This is a genomic window from Pseudomonas sp. NPDC090233 (genome assembly GCF_044772285.1).
In the GTDB taxonomy this organism is placed as follows: domain Bacteria; phylum Pseudomonadota; class Gammaproteobacteria; order Pseudomonadales; family Pseudomonadaceae; genus Aquipseudomonas.
The window spans coordinates 211,185-227,741 of record NZ_JBIVYQ010000002.1; the positions used below are offsets into that span (position 1 = coordinate 211,185).

The 16,557-nt window shown below is 63.5% G+C and carries 15 protein-coding genes; 12 read left to right on the top strand and 3 right to left on the bottom strand.

Features of this window, described 5'->3' with window-relative positions:
- Positions 1–88: 88 nt before the first annotated feature.
- The 9 genes from ACIQUF_RS05420 to ACIQUF_RS05460 all read left to right on the top strand — a co-directional run bounded on the left by ACIQUF_RS05420 (position 89) and on the right by ACIQUF_RS05460 (position 10,859).
- Complete coding sequence (locus ACIQUF_RS05420; protein ID WP_403129238.1) at positions 89–808, top strand: ABC transporter permease; 720 nt, start codon at positions 89–91, stop codon at positions 806–808.
- Positions 805–1,515 carry an ABC transporter permease gene (locus tag ACIQUF_RS05425; RefSeq protein ID WP_403129240.1) on the top strand — a complete coding sequence of 237 codons (711 nt, stop codon included), beginning with the start codon at positions 805–807 and terminating at the stop codon, positions 1,513–1,515. The genes ACIQUF_RS05420 and ACIQUF_RS05425 overlap by 4 nt, the downstream gene beginning before the upstream one ends.
- Before the next feature lie 15 nt (positions 1,516–1,530).
- Positions 1,531–2,775: an FAD-dependent oxidoreductase gene (locus ACIQUF_RS05430; protein ID WP_403129242.1), complete on the top strand. Its 1,245-nt coding sequence runs from the start codon at positions 1,531–1,533 to the stop codon at positions 2,773–2,775.
- A gap of 22 nt (positions 2,776–2,797) precedes the next feature.
- Complete coding sequence (locus ACIQUF_RS05435; protein WP_403129244.1) at positions 2,798–3,580, top strand: amino acid ABC transporter ATP-binding protein; 783 nt, start codon at positions 2,798–2,800, stop codon at positions 3,578–3,580.
- Positions 3,581–3,881: 301 nt separating this feature from the next.
- Entirely contained in the window at positions 3,882–4,691 is an 810-nt protein-coding gene (locus ACIQUF_RS05440) for a gamma-glutamyl-gamma-aminobutyrate hydrolase family protein (protein WP_403129246.1), read from the top strand.
- A gap of 555 nt (positions 4,692–5,246) precedes the next feature.
- Positions 5,247–6,158 carry a 5-dehydro-4-deoxyglucarate dehydratase gene (gene kdgD / locus ACIQUF_RS05445; protein ID WP_400803151.1) on the top strand — a complete coding sequence of 304 codons (912 nt, stop codon included), beginning with the start codon at positions 5,247–5,249 and terminating at the stop codon, positions 6,156–6,158.
- 103 nt (positions 6,159–6,261) lie between these two features.
- Entirely contained in the window at positions 6,262–7,626 is a 1,365-nt protein-coding gene (locus ACIQUF_RS05450) for an MFS transporter (protein WP_403129249.1), read from the top strand.
- Positions 7,627–7,701: 75 nt separating this feature from the next.
- Complete coding sequence (gene garD / locus ACIQUF_RS05455; RefSeq protein WP_403129251.1) at positions 7,702–9,255, top strand: galactarate dehydratase; 1,554 nt, start codon at positions 7,702–7,704, stop codon at positions 9,253–9,255.
- A gap of 23 nt (positions 9,256–9,278) precedes the next feature.
- Positions 9,279–10,859 (top strand): aldehyde dehydrogenase (NADP(+)), encoded by a 1,581-nt coding sequence (locus tag ACIQUF_RS05460; RefSeq protein WP_403129253.1) that lies wholly within the window; start codon positions 9,279–9,281, stop codon positions 10,857–10,859.
- A gap of 58 nt (positions 10,860–10,917) precedes the next feature.
- Here the strand turns inward: ACIQUF_RS05460 and ACIQUF_RS05465 are convergent, their stop codons facing one another.
- The 3 genes from ACIQUF_RS05465 to ACIQUF_RS05475 form a co-directional block, all read right to left on the bottom strand.
- Positions 10,918–11,667: a FadR/GntR family transcriptional regulator gene (locus ACIQUF_RS05465; RefSeq protein ID WP_400803141.1), complete on the bottom strand. Its 750-nt coding sequence runs from the start codon at positions 11,665–11,667 to the stop codon at positions 10,918–10,920.
- Between the two features lie 80 nt (positions 11,668–11,747).
- On the bottom strand, positions 11,748–13,049 hold the full coding sequence (locus ACIQUF_RS05470; RefSeq protein ID WP_403129255.1) for a cation:dicarboxylate symporter family transporter: 1,302 nt from the start codon (positions 13,047–13,049) through the stop codon (positions 11,748–11,750).
- 61 nt (positions 13,050–13,110) lie between these two features.
- Positions 13,111–14,466, bottom strand: coding sequence for an adenylosuccinate lyase family protein (locus ACIQUF_RS05475; RefSeq protein WP_403129257.1), 1,356 nt, complete (start codon positions 14,464–14,466; stop codon positions 13,111–13,113).
- A gap of 117 nt (positions 14,467–14,583) precedes the next feature.
- Here ACIQUF_RS05475 and ACIQUF_RS05480 point away from each other — a divergent pair, with 117 nt between their 5' ends.
- The 3 genes from ACIQUF_RS05480 to ACIQUF_RS05490 all read left to right on the top strand — a co-directional run bounded on the left by ACIQUF_RS05480 (position 14,584) and on the right by ACIQUF_RS05490 (position 16,478).
- Positions 14,584–15,321 (top strand): GntR family transcriptional regulator, encoded by a 738-nt coding sequence (locus ACIQUF_RS05480; protein WP_403129259.1) that lies wholly within the window; start codon positions 14,584–14,586, stop codon positions 15,319–15,321.
- Positions 15,322–15,421: 100 nt separating this feature from the next.
- On the top strand, positions 15,422–16,072 hold the full coding sequence (locus ACIQUF_RS05485; protein WP_403129261.1) for a DUF998 domain-containing protein: 651 nt from the start codon (positions 15,422–15,424) through the stop codon (positions 16,070–16,072).
- A gap of 76 nt (positions 16,073–16,148) precedes the next feature.
- Complete coding sequence (locus ACIQUF_RS05490) at positions 16,149–16,478, top strand: hypothetical protein (protein WP_400803138.1); 330 nt, start codon at positions 16,149–16,151, stop codon at positions 16,476–16,478.
- Positions 16,479–16,557: the final 79 nt, after the last annotated feature.

Genomic DNA, 16,557 nt, shown 5'->3' on the forward strand with positions numbered 1-16,557 from the left:
ACCTGTGGGGATGGCACCGGCTTTGCCGGTGTTCGCGGCTGAAGCCGCTCCTACAAGGGATCTGCTCAGACATTACAAGGGATATGTCATGCTCGATCAATTGTCCTTGCTGTCCTTTGCCAGTGGCGGTTGGGGCCAGGCGCTGCTGGCTGGGGCGCTGGTGACTGTGTCGCTGGCCCTCGCCTGCCTGCCCATCGGCTTGCCACTGGGCCTGGTCGTGGCGCTCGCTGCGCGTTCGCGCAAACGTCTGCCGCGCGCTTGGGCGACCACTTTCTCCACGGTATTCCGCGGCCTGCCCGAGCTGCTGACCCTGCTGATCATCTATTACGGCTGCCAGATCGCCGCGCAGAAGCTGTTGGCGGCGATGGGCTATCAAGGCGAGTTCCTGATCAATACCTTCCTCGCCGCCATGCTCGCCTTCAGCCTGGTGTTCGCCGCGTTTTCCAGCGAGATCTGGCTGGCCGCCTTCAAGACCTTGCCCAAAGGGCAGCTGGAGGCCTGCTCGGCGTTGGGTCTGGGCAAGCGCACGGCGTTCTTCAAGGTGGTGCTGCCACAACTGACGCGCATTGCCCTGCCAGGGCTTTCCAACAACTGGTTGTCGTTGCTCAAGGACACTTCGCTGGTATCGACCATTTCGCTGGTCGACCTGATGCGCCAGACCAACCTGGCCGTCAGCGTGACCAAGGAGCCAATGTTCTTCTATGGCGTGGCCTGCCTGGGCTACCTGCTGTTCTCGGCGTTGTCGGGGCGGGTGTTCGCCTATATCGAACGGCGCAGCAATCGCCACCTGCAAGGAGCGCGCGCATGAGTGCCGAACAACTGCTGGCCCTGGTGCTCGACCCAGACCTGCTGGAACGCTACGGGCCGCGATTCATCGATGGCTTGCTGGTCACCGCCAAGCTGGTGGCGATTTCCTTCAGCCTGGGCGCCGTGCTCGGTCTGTTGCTGGCCCTGGCGCGAATGTCGCGCCACCGGTTGTTGCAACGCCTGGCCGCCGGCTACATCTATTTCTTCCGTGGCTCACCCCTGCTGGCACAGCTATTCCTGCTTTATTACGGGCTGGGTTCACTCAAAAGCTTTTGGCAGGACGTCGGCCTCTGGTGGTTCTTCCGCGACGCGTGGCTGTGCACCTTGCTGGCCTTTACCCTGAATACCGCTGCGTATCAGGCCGAGATCTTCCGCGGCAGCTTGATGGCCGTTGCGCCCGGCCAGCACGAAGCCGCGCGGGCACTGAACCTGAAGCGTTCGACCACGTTTTTCAAGGTGATCCTGCCGCAGTCGCTGCTGGTGGCCATCGGCCCGTTGGGTAACGAGCTGATCCTGATGATCAAGGCCAGCGCCATTGCCTCACTGGTGACCATTTACGACCTGATGGGTGTGACCAAGCTGGCTTTCTCGCGCAGCTTCGACTTCCAGATCTACCTGTGGGCGGCTGTGCTGTACCTGGTGATCGTCGAGCTGGTGCGGCGCCTGCTGAAACACCTGGAAGCCCGCCTGGGCCGCCACTTGAACTGAGCGAAGGATACATTCATGCATTGCCAGACCCTTGTCCTCGGCGCCGGTATCGTCGGCGTCAGCACCGCGTTGCACCTGCAGGCACGCGGCCGCCAGGTGATCCTCATCGACCGCGACGAACCCGGCAGCGGCACCAGCCACGGCAATGCGGGGCTGATCGAGCGCTCCAGCGTCATCCCCTATGCCTTCCCCCGGCAATTTGGCGCGCTTTTGCGCTATGGCCTGAACCGCCAGCCGGACGTGCGCTACAGCCTGTTGCACTTGCCCAAGGCTGCGCCCTGGCTGCTGCGGTACTGGCGGCAATCGGCGCCTGGGCGGCTGGCCGGTGCTGCCGCCGACATGTTGCCGCTGGTGCAGCGCTGCGTCGAGGAACATGACGCGCTGATCGCTGCTGCCAGCCTTGAAAGCCTGGTGCAGGCCAAGGGTTGGATCGAGGTGTACCGCGACCCTGCGCTGTTCGAGCAGGCCAAGGCCGAGGTCAAGGGCCTGGCCCGTTATGGCTTGCAGTACGAAATCCTGGAGCGCGCGCACCTGCAAGCCCGCGAGCATCAGCTCGACAGCGCCGTGGTCGGCGGCATCCATTGGCTGGACCCGAAAACCGTGAACGACCCCGGCGCCCTCACCCGTGGCTACGCCGCCCTGTTCGTCAAACGTGGCGGGCAGTTCCTGCATGGCGATGCGCGCAGCCTGCGCCCGGTCGGCAGCCAATGGCGGGTCGACAGCCAACGCGGGCCGATCACTGCCGACGAGGTGGTGGCCTGCCTGGGTCCGCAGTCGGCCGACATCTTCGAGCGCCTGGGTTATCAGATTCCGTTGGGCATCAAGCGCGGCTACCACATGCATTACGGCACCCGCGGCGGCGCCCAGTTGCAGCATTCGATCTGCGACACCCAGGGCGGCTACGTGCTGGCGCCAATGGCGCGCGGGGTGCGCCTGACCACTGGCATCGAGTTCGCCGCCAGCGACGCGCCGGGCAACGAAATCCAGCTCAAGCGCTGCGAAGCGCTGGCACGCAAGCTGTTTCCGGCGCTAGGTGAGCGCCTGGATGACAAACCCTGGCTGGGCCGCCGCCCGTGCCTGCCGGACATGCGCCCGGTGATTGGCCCCGCGCCTCGGCACAAAGGCCTGTGGTTCAACTTCGGCCACGCTCACCACGGCCTGACCCTCGGCCCAGTCACCGGCCGCCTGCTGGCTGAACTGCTCACCGGCGAGCGCCCCTTCACCGACCCTGCGCCTTACAGCGCGGCACGTTTCGACTGAAATCACGCGGGAGAACAACAACATGACCGCCCCTTTGAGCGTTGTCAGCCTTGCCCCTGAAACCGACACGCGCCCGGTGCTGATCCGTATCGAGGGCCTGAACAAACACTATGGCGCCTTCCATGTGTTGCGCGACATTGACCTGCAGGTGCGCGAGGGCGAGCGCATCGTGCTGTGCGGCCCGTCCGGCTCGGGCAAATCCACCTTGATCCGCTGCATCAACCGCCTGGAGGTCGCCGAGCAGGGCAGCGTCCAGGTGGCCGGTATCGACCTGGCCGCCACCACCCGACAGGCCAGCCAAGTGCGCAGCGAGATCGGCATGGTGTTCCAGCACTTCAACCTGTTCCCGCACATGAGCGTGCTCGACAACTGCCTGCTGGCGCCCACCAGTGTGCGCGGGCTGTCGCGCAAAGACGCGGAGGAACGGGCGCGGATGTACTTGAGCAAGGTCGGCATCGAGAGCCAGGCGCATAAATACCCCAGCCAGCTGTCCGGCGGCCAGCAGCAACGCGTGGCGATTGCCCGGGCGCTGTGCATGAAGCCGCGCATCATGCTGTTCGACGAGCCCACTTCGGCGCTGGACCCGGAAATGGTCGCCGAAGTGCTGGATGTGCTGGTGCAACTGGCGGGCACCGGCATGACCATGCTGTGCGTCACCCACGAAATGGGCTTTGCCCGGCAAGTGGCCGAACGCGTGCTGTTTCTTGAGGGCGGACAGATCATCGAGGACAGCCCGCCGCAGGTGTTCTTCAACCAGCCGCGCACGGCACGGGCCAAGGCCTTCCTTTCGCAGATTCTGCACTGATCCCGCGTGGCTTCATTGCACGGCTGCAATGAGCCAACTGCGTCGTTAAATATTATTGACCCAAGCCCCTGTCAAACCCTTGCCGGCTCAGGCTTGCAAGGGTTCAGCCCCCGTATTTAGGCGCCTGAGCGCCCTTTTGCTCGTTTGACATATCGAACGGCTCTGGCAAGCTATCTACAAGCCCCGACCGGAATCGTCGCCTCTGACGAGCCGGCAGTGCTCGGGGCTTCAGGTAGCACAACAGGCCCCGGGCCGTGCACCTGCACAACAACGACAGGTCGAACCTGTCATAAGGTGACATATGTCCAACAGCAACATTGGCAACAAGCAACCTTCCCTGCGCAAACCCGTCGTCCTGATGACCATGGGCAGCCAAGAGCGCAAAGGCCATGACTACCAGGTCATGACCCACAAATACATCACCCCGCTGGTCGACTTCGCCGATTGCGTCCCGGTCCTGGTGCCCACCTGCTGTGGCGTCGAAGACCTCGAGACCTATCTGGACATGGCCGACGGCGTATACCTGACCGGTGCCGGCAGCAACATCGAGCCGAGCCTGTACGGCCAGGAGAACCAGACCCCGGGCAAAGGCCAGGACGTCAACCGCGACCTGTTCGATATCCCGCTGGTCAAAGCGGCCCTCAAGCGCGGCCTGCCGATCTTCGGCATTTGCCGTGGCATGCAGGAAATCAACGTGGCCCTGGGCGGCGACATCTACCAGAAGGTTTACGCCGAGCCTGGCTTCAACGACCACCGGGAAAACCCGGAAGACCCGGTCGAAGTGCAGTACGCCCAGGTGCATGGCGTGAAGATCCAGCCAGGCAGCTGGCTGCGCGACACACTTGGCACTGACGAAATTCGCGTCAACTCGCTGCATGGCCAGGGCCTGCGTAACCTGGGTGCCGGCATCGAGCCTATCGCCCACGCCGAAGACGGCCTGGTCGAAGCGATCCATGGCCCGAGCATCTCGCCGTTCCTGTTCGCCGTGCAGTGGCACCCAGAGTGGCAAGCGGCGAAAAACCCTGATTCGATCAAGATCTTCCAGGCCTTCGGCGATGCCTGCCGCGCCCAGGTGCGCAAATCCCAGATCAAGCGCCAACAGGCCGCCTGACCCTCAGCTTCGTTAGTTTTGATCGCGGGGCGGCGCAAGGTCGCCCCCGCTTCCCCGGTCACCCTCTGCTGGTCCCAGAACACTTCCCGTGGAAGCGGGCGGCGGGCTTGTGCCTGTCTCCGCGGTCGTTTTTTCTTTAGAGATACGATGACTGTTTAGGTGTTCGCCTTGACAGGTTTGTCGCCTATCAGATCGAGCGCCGCCCGCGCGGCGCATCGCGGATGAATCCGCTCCTACTATCTACCTCCGGCCAGTTTTGTCAGTGGCCTCTTCGCTGTCAGCCTTGGCGCCCCCTCGATATTGAGTCGTACGCAAAAGGCGGACAGTGAAGATGCCACAGGCATTATTGGCCGGAGGTAGATGGTAGGAGCGGATTCATCCGCGATGCGCCGCGCGGGCGGCGCTCGATTTCAGCATCCCCTCAAACCCCCAGCCAAGCACCCAAGAACCCAAAAATTTCCCAAAAGGGGACTAGCCATCACCCTAGTTGTACGATAACTTACCTCCATCGCAGCACATCACCCTTCACCCAAGCGCCACAGGATGCCAACAACAATGACTCCACAAGAACTGAAATCCATCCTCTCCCACGGCCTGCTGTCTTTCCCGGTCACCGACTTCAACGCCCAGGGCGACTTCAACCAGGCCGGCTACATCAAGCGCCTGGAATGGCTCGCCCCGTACGGCGCCAGCGCCCTGTTCGCCGCCGGCGGCACCGGTGAGTTTTTCTCCCTGGCCGCCAGCGAGTACAGCCAGGTAATCAAGACCGCAGTCGACACCTGCGCTAAATCCGTACCGATCCTCGCCGGCGTCGGCGGCTCCACCCGCCAGGCCATCGAATACGCCCAAGAAGCCGAGCGCCTGGGGGCCAAGGGCCTGCTGCTGCTGCCGCACTACCTGACCGAAGCCAGCCAGGACGGCGTTGCCGCCCACGTCGAAGCCGTGTGCAAATCGGTGAACATCGGTGTGGTGGTGTACAACCGCAACGTCTGCCGCCTGAACGCCGACCTGCTGGAAAAACTCGCCGAACGCTGCCCGAACCTGATCGGCTACAAGGACGGCCTGGGTGACATCGAGCTGATGGTGTCGATCCGTCGCCGCCTGGGTGATCGCTTCAGCTACCTGGGTGGCCTGCCGACCGCCGAGGTGTATGCTGCGGCCTACAAGGCCCTGGGTGTGCCGGTTTATTCCTCGGCGGTATTCAACTTCGTGCCGAAGACCGCGATGGACTTCTACCACGCCATCGCCCGTGACGATCACGCCACCGTTGGCAAGCTGATCGACGATTTCTTCCTGCCGTACCTGGACATCCGCAACCGCAAGGCCGGCTACGCAGTCAGCATCGTCAAGGCTGGCGCCAAGATCGCCGGTTACGACGCAGGCCCGGTGCGTACCCCGCTGACCGACCTGACCGCTGAAGAATACGAAATGCTCGCTGCTCTGATGGACAAGATGGGTCCGCAATAAGCGCACCCCTGCGGCCTGCCCTTGCCGCATCCGGAGTGGGAGCCCCCACTCCGGCTACAACTCGTGAGCCCGCACAAAAATAACTAGTGGGAGTATTGCCAGCATGCAAGCGACTAAAAAGACGCATGTGCGCTACCTGATCCTGTTCATGCTGTTCCTGGTGACCACGATCAACTATGCCGACCGCGCCACCATCGCCATCGCAGGCTCCAGCCTGCAGAAAGACCTCGGCATTGACGCCGTAACCCTCGGTTATATCTTCTCCGCCTTCGGATGGGCTTATGTTGCCGGTCAGATTCCGGGGGGCTGGCTGCTGGACCGCTTCGGCTCCAAGAACGTCTACGCCTTCAGCATCTTCACCTGGTCGCTGTTCACCCTGCTGCAAGGGTTTGTCGGTGGCCTGCCGGTCGCTTGGGCGGTCGTCACGCTGTTCACCTTGCGTTTTCTGGTCGGTTTCGCCGAAGCCCCGTCGTTCCCGGGCAACGCCCGAATCGTCGCGGCCTGGTTCCCCACCGCAGAGCGTGGCACGGCGTCGGCGATCTTCAACTCGGCGCAGTACTTCGCCACCGCACTGTTCGCCCCGATCATGGGCTGGATCGTGTTCAGCTTCGGCTGGGAGCACGTGTTCGTGGTCATGGGCGCACTGGGCATCGTGTTCTCCATGGTCTGGCTGAAGACCATCTACAACCCGCGCCAGCACCCGCGCATCAGCCCGCAAGAGCTTGAGTACATCGAGCAGAACGGCGGCCTGGTGGACATGGACCAGAAGCGCGGCAACGACGGCCCGAAATGGGGCTACATCAAGCAGCTGCTGACCAGCCGCATGCTGCTGGGCGTATACCTGGGCCAATACTGCATCAACGCCATCACCTACTTCTTCCTCACTTGGTTCCCGGTGTACCTGGTGCAGGAACGCGGCATGAACATCCTCAAGGCGGGCATCATCGCCTCCTTGCCAGCGATCTGCGGCTTCATTGGTGGCGTACTGGGTGGCGTGCTGTCGGACTGGCTGCTGCGCCGTGGCAATTCGCTGACCTTCTCGCGCAAGTTGCCGATCGTCTGCGGCCTGCTGCTGTCGACCACCATGGTCTTCTGCAACTACGTCGACGCGGAGTGGATGGTGGTCGGTTTCATGACCCTGGCCTTCTTCGGCAAAGGTATTGGTGCACTGGGCTGGGCCGTGGTTGCCGACACCTCGCCCAAACAGATCGCCGGGCTGTCCGGTGGCCTGTTCAACACCTTCGGCAACATCGCGTCGATCACCACCCCGATCGTCATCGGCTACATCATCAGTGCCACCGGCTCGTTCAAGTGGGCCCTGGTCTATGTGGGTGCCAACGCCCTGGTGGCGGTGTTCAGCTACCTGGTGATCGTCGGCCCGATCAAGCGTATCGAGCTGCGCGAAGAAGCCCCCAAGCCACAACCTGAGCCTGCCGCCAATGGCGAACTGGCCAGCTCGCGTCACTGAGTGAACACGCCCGCACCGGAGAATCGGTGCGGGCGGATGTACAAAAGCCTGAGAACCTACCAGTAGGGCCTGAACATGCAGTTGATCGAACACTCCGACTCGCCCCGCTACGTCCGCCTGCACGACGACGACAACGTCGTGGTGGTGGTCAACGACGGCGGCCTGGGCGAAGGCGCCCGCTTCCCCGACGGCCTGACCCTGGTCGAAGCCGTGCCGCAGAGCCACAAAGTTGCCACCGTGCTGATCGCCAAGGGCGAACCGGTGCGCCGCTACGGCCAGATCATCGGCTATGCCCTTGAAGATTTGCGCCAGGGTAGCTGGGTGCAGGAAAGCCAGCTTTCCATGCCTTCGGCACCCGAGCTGGACAGTTTGCCGCGCTGTGATGCCGTCCCCGCGCCGCTGCCGCCTCTGGAGGGCTTCACCTTCGAAGGCTACCGTAATGCCGACGGGACAGTCGGCACCCGCAATATCCTCGGCATTACCACCACCGTACAGTGTGTGACCGGCGTGCTGGAGCACGCGGTCAAGCGCATCCGCGCCGAGTTGCTGCCTAAATATCCCAATGTCGACGACGTGGTCGCCCTCACCCACAGCTACGGCTGCGGCGTGGCCATCAACGCCCGCGATGCCTATATCCCGATCCGCACCGTCCGCAACCTGGCGCGCAACCCTAACCTCGGTGGCGAAGCACTGGTCATCAGCCTGGGCTGCGAAAAGCTGCAGGCCGGCCAGGTAATGCATGACAACGACCCCTCGGTGGACCTCAGCGAGCCGTGGCTGTACCGCCTGCAGGACGCCAGCCTTGGCTTTACCGAGATGATCGAGCAGATCATGGGCCTGGCCGAAACCCGTCTGCAGAAACTTGACCAGCGCCGCCGCGAAACCGTCCCGGCCAGCGAGCTGATCCTCGGCATGCAGTGCGGTGGCAGCGACGCCTTCTCCGGCATCACCGCCAACCCGGCACTGGGCTATGCCGCCGACCTGCTGGTGCGGGCCGGCGCCACCGTGCTGTTCTCGGAAGTGACCGAAGTGCGCGACGCCATCTATATGCTCACCTCGCGCGCGGAAAACCAGGACGTCGCCGAGGCGCTGGTACGTGAGATGGACTGGTACGACCGCTACCTGCAGCAAGGCGCCGCCGACCGCAGTGCCAACACCACGCCGGGCAACAAGAAAGGCGGCCTGTCCAATATCGTCGAGAAATCCCTTGGCTCGATCGTCAAGTCCGGCAGCGGCGCCATCCAGGGCGTGCTCGGCCCCGGTGAGCGGGTCGCGCGCAAAGGCCTGATCTTCTGTGCCACGCCGGCCAGCGACTTTGTCTGCGGCACCCTGCAACTCGCCGCCGGCATGAACCTGCACGTATTCACCACCGGCCGCGGCACCCCCTATGGCCTGGCGATGGCCCCGGTGGTCAAGGTCTGTACCCGCACCGAACTGGCCCAACGCTGGCCCGACTTGATCGACATCGACGCCGGACGCATCGCCAGTGGCCGCTCCAGCATCGAAGAGCTGGGCTGGGAGCTGTTCCACTATTACCTGGATGTGGCCAGCGGCCGCAAACAGACCTGGGCCGAACAGCACCGCCTGCACAACGACATCACCCTGTTCAATCCGGCACCTATTACCTGATTACTCACCTACAGGAGCACCCCATGCCTGAGATTCTTGGCCACAACTTCATCGCCGGCCAGCGCAGCGCCGCTGGCGCGCAACGCCTGCAGAGCCTGGACGCTACCACTGGCGAAGCCCTGCCCTACAGCTTCGCCCAGGCCACCGAGGCCGAAGTGGACCAGGCGGCGAAGGCCGCCGCATCGGCCTTCGCTGAATTCCGCCAGCTGGCCCCGTCGCGCCGCGCCGAGTTCCTCGACGCCATCGCCGCTGAACTGGACGAGCTGGACGATGCCTTCGTCGCCATCGTCTGCCGAGAAACCGCCCTGCCTGCCGCGCGCATCCAGGGTGAACGTGGCCGCACCAGCGGCCAGATGCGCCTGTTCGCCCAAGTGCTGCGCCGTGGCGACTACCTGGGAGCACGCATCGACCTGGCCCTGCCCGATCGCCAACCGCTGCCGCGCGTTGACCTGCGCCAGATGCGCATCGGCGTCGGCCCGGTCGCCGTGTTCGGCGCCAGCAACTTCCCGCTGGCCTTCTCCACCGCCGGCGGCGACACCGCGGCAGCCTTCGCCGCCGGTTGCCCAGTGGTGTTCAAGGCCCACAGCGGCCACATGGCCACCGCCGACCTGGTCGGCGCTGCCATCGTCCGCGCTGCCGAGCGTACCGGCATGCCCAAAGGTGTGTTCAACATGGTCTTCGGCGGTGGTGTCGGAGAGTGGCTGGTCAAGCACCCGGCCATCCAGGCCGTCGGCTTCACCGGCTCGCTCAAAGGCGGTGACGCCCTGTGCCGCATGGCCGCCGAGCGCCCACAGCCGATCCCGGTGTTCGCCGAGATGTCCAGCATCAACCCGGTGATCATCCTGCCGGGCGCGCTGGCCAAACGTGGCGAAGCCATCGCCCGCGAGCTGGCCGGTTCCGTGTGCCTGGGCGCCGGCCAGTTCTGCACCAACCCGGGCCTGGTGATTGGCCTGCAGTCGCCCCAGTTCAGCCAGTTGCTCGCCGAACTCGGCCAGCACCTGGACCAGCAAGCCGGCCAGACCCTGCTCAACGCCGGTGGCCTGCGCAGCTATGTGGGCGGCCTGGAACACCTGCAGGCGCATGCCGGCATCGAGCACCTGGCCGGCCAGCCGCAACAAGGCAGCCAGGCGCGCGCCCAGTTGTTCAAGGCGGATGCCCGCTTGCTGGTGGAGTCCGACCCGCTGCTGCAGGAAGAAGTGTTCGGCCCGACCACCGTTGCCGTCGAAGCCCAGGACAACGCGCAACTGCGCGCCGCCCTGCTCGGCCTGCGCGGTCAGCTGACCGCCACGCTGATTGGCGAACCAGAGGACTTCGAGGCATTCGCCTGGCTGGTGCCGCTGTTGGAAGAAAAGGTCGGCCGCATCCTGGTCAACGGTTACCCGACTGGCGTGGAAGTGTGCGACGCAATGGTCCACGGCGGGCCTTACCCGGCCACCTCCGATTCGCGTGGCACCTCGGTTGGCACCTTGGCCATCGACCGCTTCCTGCGCCCGGTGTGCTACCAGAACTACCCGCAGGCGCTGTTGCCGGAGGCGCTGCGCGACAGCAACCCACTGAGCTTGCGCCGGTTGGTGAACGGGCAGTGGAGTGAAGGGGCAGTCTGAATGCTCTGATGCAAAAAAGCCCCGCGAATGCGGGGCTTTCTTTTGCAATCGGGAATCTTCAGACGCCTTGCGCCTCAGCCTCCGCATGCGCCTGGCGCAGCCGCTCGCGGCTGTTGCTCAGGTGCATGCGCATGGCCATCTTCGCCCCTTCGCTGTCGCTGCGGGCGATGGCTTCGTAGATCGCCTCGTGCTCGTGCATCAACCGGCTCATGTAATGCGCCTGGTCATCATGCGCCAGACGTGCGGAATTGAGCCGGGTACGCGGGATGATGCTAGTCCCGAGGTGGTTGATGATATCGGCGAAGTAGTGGTTGCCGCTGGCCTGGGCGATGCGCAGGTGGAACTGGAAGTCCGCCGACACGGCATCGGTGGCATGGGCGGCACCTTCGTTCAGTTCGTCCAGCGCCGCGCGCATGCCAGCCAGTTCCTCGTCGCTGCGCCGCTGCGCAGCCAGGCCGGCCGATTCGATCTCCAGGGCGATGCGCAGTTCCAGCACCGCCAGCACCTCACGCAGCGTGACCACGGTCGCCGGATCTATTCGGAAGCCACCGGTAGCCGGCGTGTCCAGCACGAACGTGCCGATGCCATGGCGCGTCTCGACCTGCCCGGCGGCCTGCAGCCGCGAGATCGCCTCTCGCACCACGGTGCGGCTGACGCCCTCCTCGGCCATGATCTGCGATTCGGTAGGCAGCTTGTCGCCGCGCTTGAGCTGGCCACTGCGAATGCGCTCGGTCAGCACCGTGACCAGTTCCTGGGCCAGACTGCGCGGCTTGCGCCGGGTCCTTGCCTGTACCTGCTGCTCTGTCATGCCCTGTATTTCACCTTGAAAGACAGCCGCCATGATAGCGCAAGCAGTTGTACGATCACATACACCCGACGCGGTATTTATTAAAGAGCCGCCCCCGGTGCTCGACCCAGTACCCGCGTGTATTCATCGCGAGCCGCCTGCTCGATGAACTCGCCCGCCCACTTGGCCACCACCACGGTCGCCACGCTGTTGCCGATGGTGTTGCAGGTGGCGATGGCCATGGACATGAAGCGATACACACCAAATAGCAAGGCCAGGCCCTCCACAGGCAATACGCCAATCGCTGTGACAGTCGCGGCGAACACCACGAAGCTGCCACCAGACACCGCCGCCGCGCCCTTGGAGGTCACCAGCATGATCGCCAGGATGCCCAGTTGCTGCTCCCAGCCGAGCGGCACACCGTAGGCGTTGGCAATGAACAGCACGCACATCGACATGTAGATCGAAGTGCCGTCGAGGTTGAATGCGTAACCGGTGGGCAGCACTAGGCCTACGCTCTGCTTCGAGCAGCCGAACTTTTCCAGTTTCTGCAGCAGGCGCGGCAAGGCGCTTTCCGAGGAGGCGGTACCCAGCACAATGAAGATCTCATCCTTGATGTAGGTCAAGAAGCGCCATAGGCTGAAACCGGACAACCGGCACACCGCCCCCAGTACCACGAACAGGAAGAACGCCACGGCCAGGTAGAACATCAGCACCAGGTTGGCCAGCGACATCAACACCGCCGAGCCATTGCTGCCCACCGCGTAGGCTACCGAGCCGAAGGCGCCCAGTGGGGCGAACTTCATGATCAAGTTGATGAACTCGAAGAAGCACTCCGACACCCGGTTCAGGCCGTCTTCGATCACCGCACGGCGCTCATGCTTGAGGGCCAGCAGGGCGAAGCCGAACAGCACGGCGATCACCAGCACCTGCAACAGTTGGCCGCCAGCAAAAGCACCGACGAAGTTGTCGGGAAAAATTGCGTAGATGAAATCCATGGTCGAAGTGGGTGCGTGCCCCTTCGCGACCGCGGCACTGGCCGCTGCCGATGCCGCACTGCTGGCATGGGCGCCCTGCATCCCCGAGCCGATGCCGATCAGGTTGCCCCACAGCAGACCGATGGCCAGAGCCAGGGTCGATAGCAGCTCAAAGTACACCAGCGCCCGCCAGCCGACCTTGCCGACGCGCTTGATGTCGCCGGCCGAAGCAATGCCATGAACCACGGTGAAGAACACCAGCGGCGCAACGGCGGTCTTGATCAGTTTGAGAAAGATGTCCCCGAGGATCTTGAACTTGGCAGCGAGCTCAGGGGCGAGGAAACCGAAGGCGATGCCCAGTAGCATTGCCGCGATGACCTGGAACGTCAGGTCCTTGTACAGCGGTTTTTTTGTGGCGGAAGACATGATGGTGTTCTCATTGTTCTTGTAGTCGGTAGGGCCTGGCCGTAGCCAGGCCCAGGCAGCATCAGCGGGCGACGGCACCGGGGCGCGAAAGCGCCAGGTCGACCATCTGCGGCGCCAGGCCCAGGTACTGGGTCGGGTCGCACAAACGCTCCAGGGTCGCCAGGTCCAGGCGTGCCGAGGCTTCGCCTTGAGCCTGCAACGCCTCAAGCAGGCTGATGCCCTGGTCGTTGGCCAGGCGACAAGCGGCATACACCATGTCGTGCGCCACCTGGCGGCCCAATGCCGGGGCCAGGCCCATCATCACTGCCTCGGCAACGATCAGCCCCTGGGTCATGTCGAGGTTCTTGCGCATACGCTCGGTACGCACTTCCAGGCCAGCCAGCATGAAGCGCGCCTGGCCCAGCGATGCGGCGGTCAGGGCAAATGCCTCGGGGATGGCGATCCACTCGGCCTGCCATGGGCCTGTGGAGCGCTCGAAGTCCTGGATCATCGCATCGAGCATTAGCCCGGCTTGCTGGCGTACGCCCTTGGCCGCGGCGTACATCAGCTCGCAGGAAATCGGGTTGCGCTTCTGCGGCATGGTGCTGCTGGCGCCACGTCCTTTGACGAAGGGCTCGTACACTTCACCCAGCTCGCTGGTCATCATCATCATCACGTCCAGCGCCACCTTGCCCAGCGAGGCGGTAACCAGGCCAAGGAAATTCAGGGTTTCAGCCAAGCCATCGCGGGCCACGTGCCAGGTCGCCTGCGGTACGCCAAGGCCCAATTCGTCCATCAGCGCGGCCTGCACCTCCAGGCCCTTGTCGCCCAACGAGGCCAGAGTGCCGGCGGCACCGGCGAATTGCCCTACTTCAACGCGCGGGCGCAGCTCGACCAGGCGCTCGGCGTGGCGGTCGAACATGCTCAGCCACACGGCGCATTTGTAGCCGAAGGTGATCGGCAGCGCGTGCTGCAGGTGGGTTCGACCCGCCATCGGCGTATCGCGATAACGCTGCGCCAGCTCCGCCAGCAGGCCACGCACGCCCTGCACGTCACGTTCGACGATGGCCAGCGCAGCACGCACCTGCAGGACCACGGCGGTGTCCATGATGTCCTGAGTGGTGGCGCCCCAATGCACATAGCGGCCGGCTTCACCGCACAGCTTCGACAACTGCTCAACCAGCGGCAGGATCGGGTAGCCGACGATTTCGGTTTCGTGCTGCATCAGCGTGAGATCGAGGGAGGCATAGCACGACAGCTCGGCGATCTGCTCGGCAGCAGCTTGCGGGATCACGCCACAGCGTGCCTCGGCCTTGGCCAGAGCCACTTCAACTTCGATGTAGCGCTCGATCAGCGCCTGGTCGGAAAACACCCCGCGCATTTCGGCGGTACCAAACATATCGCGGAACAGGGTGGAGTCGAAAACGGTGGTGGACATGGGCAGGGATCCTGAAGTGTTGTTATTGATCGTACATATAAGATATGTCCGTACATAATTCTTGCCCTGCCACTGTTACACTGTCAACCGCAGAAATTGACGGGGCTGACCGAAGGTATGAACGAAGCGCGCTACGCCGTGGTGGCCAGGGACCTGATCGAAGGCATCGCCAACGGCCGCTACCCGGTCGGCAGCCTGTTGCCCACCGAATTCGAGCTGTGTGACCTGTATGAAGTGAGCCGGCACACAGTGCGTGCGGCGATCAACCAATTGCTCAACCAGGGGCTGGTCTCCCGCCGCAAGCGTGTCGGCACTCGGGTCGAGGCCAGCAGCCCTCGCGGCGGCTATTCACAGTCGCTGGCGACCGTGGCCGACCTTGCGCACCTTGCGGAAACCCAGCAGCGCGAAATCCAGGAGGTGCGCCACTTCGTCGCCGACCTCAGCGAAGCGGCGCGCCTGGGGCTGGTGCCGGGCGAGCACTACTTCTGCGTGTCGAGCATTCGCGTCGACCGCCAGCACAATGCCGCACCGCTGTGCTGGACCGATGTCTATGCCCAGCGCGACTATGCCGAGGTCATCGAGCTCGCCCGCGAACACCCTGACCAACTGATCGCCAGCCTGATCGAGCAACACTACGGGCGCGCCATTGCGGTGGTCGACCAGCAGGTGCGTGCGGTGTTGCTGACGACAGAGCTGGCGCGTGCCTTGAAGGCAGACGCCGGGACGCCTGGACTGAAGATACTGCGGCACTATCGGGATGATGATGGAGAGCTGATGGCGGTGTCCGAGACGGTGCACCCCGATGATCGCTTTACTCTGGTGACCCAGATGCGTCGGGACAAGGCGACTGGCTGAATTGTTTCCGTCCTCTTCGCGGTTAAACCCACGAAGAGGCCAGGACAGACAGCACATAACTCAAGTACTTTATGAAGTTTCCAAGGAAGGAGACTCACTGATGAAACCCCTCGACCGCTTTCTGCTTACCTGCGGCCTGCTCATCCCGTTCTGGCTGCTGCTAGGCGTCTGGCTCACAGCACGCGCCTACCCTGGCTATGACCATTTGCAGCAAGCCATGAGCCAGCTAGGTGCTGTGGGCGCACCGACCCAGCACTGGTCGCCGTGGCTCAACAACTTCCCGCTCGCTGCACTTTTCACCCTCTTCGCCTGGGGCCTGGCACGGCGCTGGCGTGGTTCGAAGCTAGCGCTTTCAAGTGCAGCGCTTGTGCTTTTGCACGGCGTGGGCAGCCTCGGCACCGGCTGGTTTGCCTGCGACCAGGGCTGTGCGCCTGCTCAGCCCTCGCTGTCGCAGCAACTGCATAATCTGTCCGGCTTGTTGATGTTCCTCTCGTTGACTCTGGCTAGCGCCCTGTGGATCTGGGCGGGCGTTCGCGCGGCTGGCTCACGCGCACTTGGGTTATTTTCCCTGGCCTGCGCGATTGCAGCGATAGTCACCGTAGTGCTCATGGCATACGCCGCGCAAAACGGCCAGCTGTTCGGCTTGTACCAACGACTCAACTACGCGGTGTCGGTGATGTGGGTTGCCGGCCTTGCGCTGTACAGCCTGCGCAGCGAGATGGCAAATCGCCCTCGCATCGCCACCATCTGAACCCTGAATGTACTGGCCCCCAGCCAAATGAAGCAAAGGCAAACTCCCTTCTCCGTCAGATGCTTAGGACAGCAACATGCGAGTATTTCTAGCAACAGTGGCCGGCTGCCTGCTGGCCACGACTGCCTTCGGCGCCCAGGCCAGAACGCTGAGCCAGAACGATCGTCATACCTGTACCTGGGGCTCGCAGATTGCCGCCGAGGCGCAGCAGGCCAAGCTTTCCGGCGTGACTCTGTATGCCACGCGCAAGAAGCTGCAGGTGCGCCGGTTCGCCAAGCCATGGATGCGCATGACCGCGTTCGGTATTACCGAACAGACTTACAACAGCAGCTCGCGGCTAAAGCCTGCCGCTATCAAGCAAACGTACTATGAGCAGTGCGTTCAGCACGCAATCGCTAAGCGATAAATTTAATAACTATCAGTGGCTTAAAGAAAATACTTCATTTCAGTTCTAGGGCGCACCACCAGCAGATCTTCATCCTGGC

What these genes read in the sequence shown, in the direction of transcription:
- ACIQUF_RS05420 (WP_403129238.1), top strand. Translation starts at nt 89, where the DNA reads ATGCTCGATCAATTGTCCTTGCTGTCCTTTGCCAGTGGCGGTTGGGGC.
- ACIQUF_RS05425 (WP_403129240.1), top strand. Translation starts at nt 805, where the DNA reads ATGAGTGCCGAACAACTGCTGGCCCTGGTGCTCGACCCAGACCTGCTG.
- ACIQUF_RS05430 (WP_403129242.1), top strand. Translation starts at nt 1,531, where the DNA reads ATGCATTGCCAGACCCTTGTCCTCGGCGCCGGTATCGTCGGCGTCAGC.
- ACIQUF_RS05435 (WP_403129244.1), top strand. Translation starts at nt 2,798, where the DNA reads ATGACCGCCCCTTTGAGCGTTGTCAGCCTTGCCCCTGAAACCGACACG.
- ACIQUF_RS05440 (WP_403129246.1), top strand. Translation starts at nt 3,882, where the DNA reads ATGTCCAACAGCAACATTGGCAACAAGCAACCTTCCCTGCGCAAACCC.
- kdgD (WP_400803151.1), top strand. Translation starts at nt 5,247, where the DNA reads ATGACTCCACAAGAACTGAAATCCATCCTCTCCCACGGCCTGCTGTCT.
- ACIQUF_RS05450 (WP_403129249.1), top strand. Translation starts at nt 6,262, where the DNA reads ATGCAAGCGACTAAAAAGACGCATGTGCGCTACCTGATCCTGTTCATG.
- garD (WP_403129251.1), top strand. Translation starts at nt 7,702, where the DNA reads ATGCAGTTGATCGAACACTCCGACTCGCCCCGCTACGTCCGCCTGCAC.
- ACIQUF_RS05460 (WP_403129253.1), top strand. Translation starts at nt 9,279, where the DNA reads ATGCCTGAGATTCTTGGCCACAACTTCATCGCCGGCCAGCGCAGCGCC.
- ACIQUF_RS05465 (WP_400803141.1), bottom strand. Translation starts at nt 11,667, where the DNA reads ATGACAGAGCAGCAGGTACAGGCAAGGACCCGGCGCAAGCCGCGCAGT.
- ACIQUF_RS05470 (WP_403129255.1), bottom strand. Translation starts at nt 13,049, where the DNA reads ATGTCTTCCGCCACAAAAAAACCGCTGTACAAGGACCTGACGTTCCAG.
- ACIQUF_RS05475 (WP_403129257.1), bottom strand. Translation starts at nt 14,466, where the DNA reads ATGTCCACCACCGTTTTCGACTCCACCCTGTTCCGCGATATGTTTGGT.
- ACIQUF_RS05480 (WP_403129259.1), top strand. Translation starts at nt 14,584, where the DNA reads ATGAACGAAGCGCGCTACGCCGTGGTGGCCAGGGACCTGATCGAAGGC.
- ACIQUF_RS05485 (WP_403129261.1), top strand. Translation starts at nt 15,422, where the DNA reads ATGAAACCCCTCGACCGCTTTCTGCTTACCTGCGGCCTGCTCATCCCG.
- ACIQUF_RS05490 (WP_400803138.1), top strand. Translation starts at nt 16,149, where the DNA reads ATGCGAGTATTTCTAGCAACAGTGGCCGGCTGCCTGCTGGCCACGACT.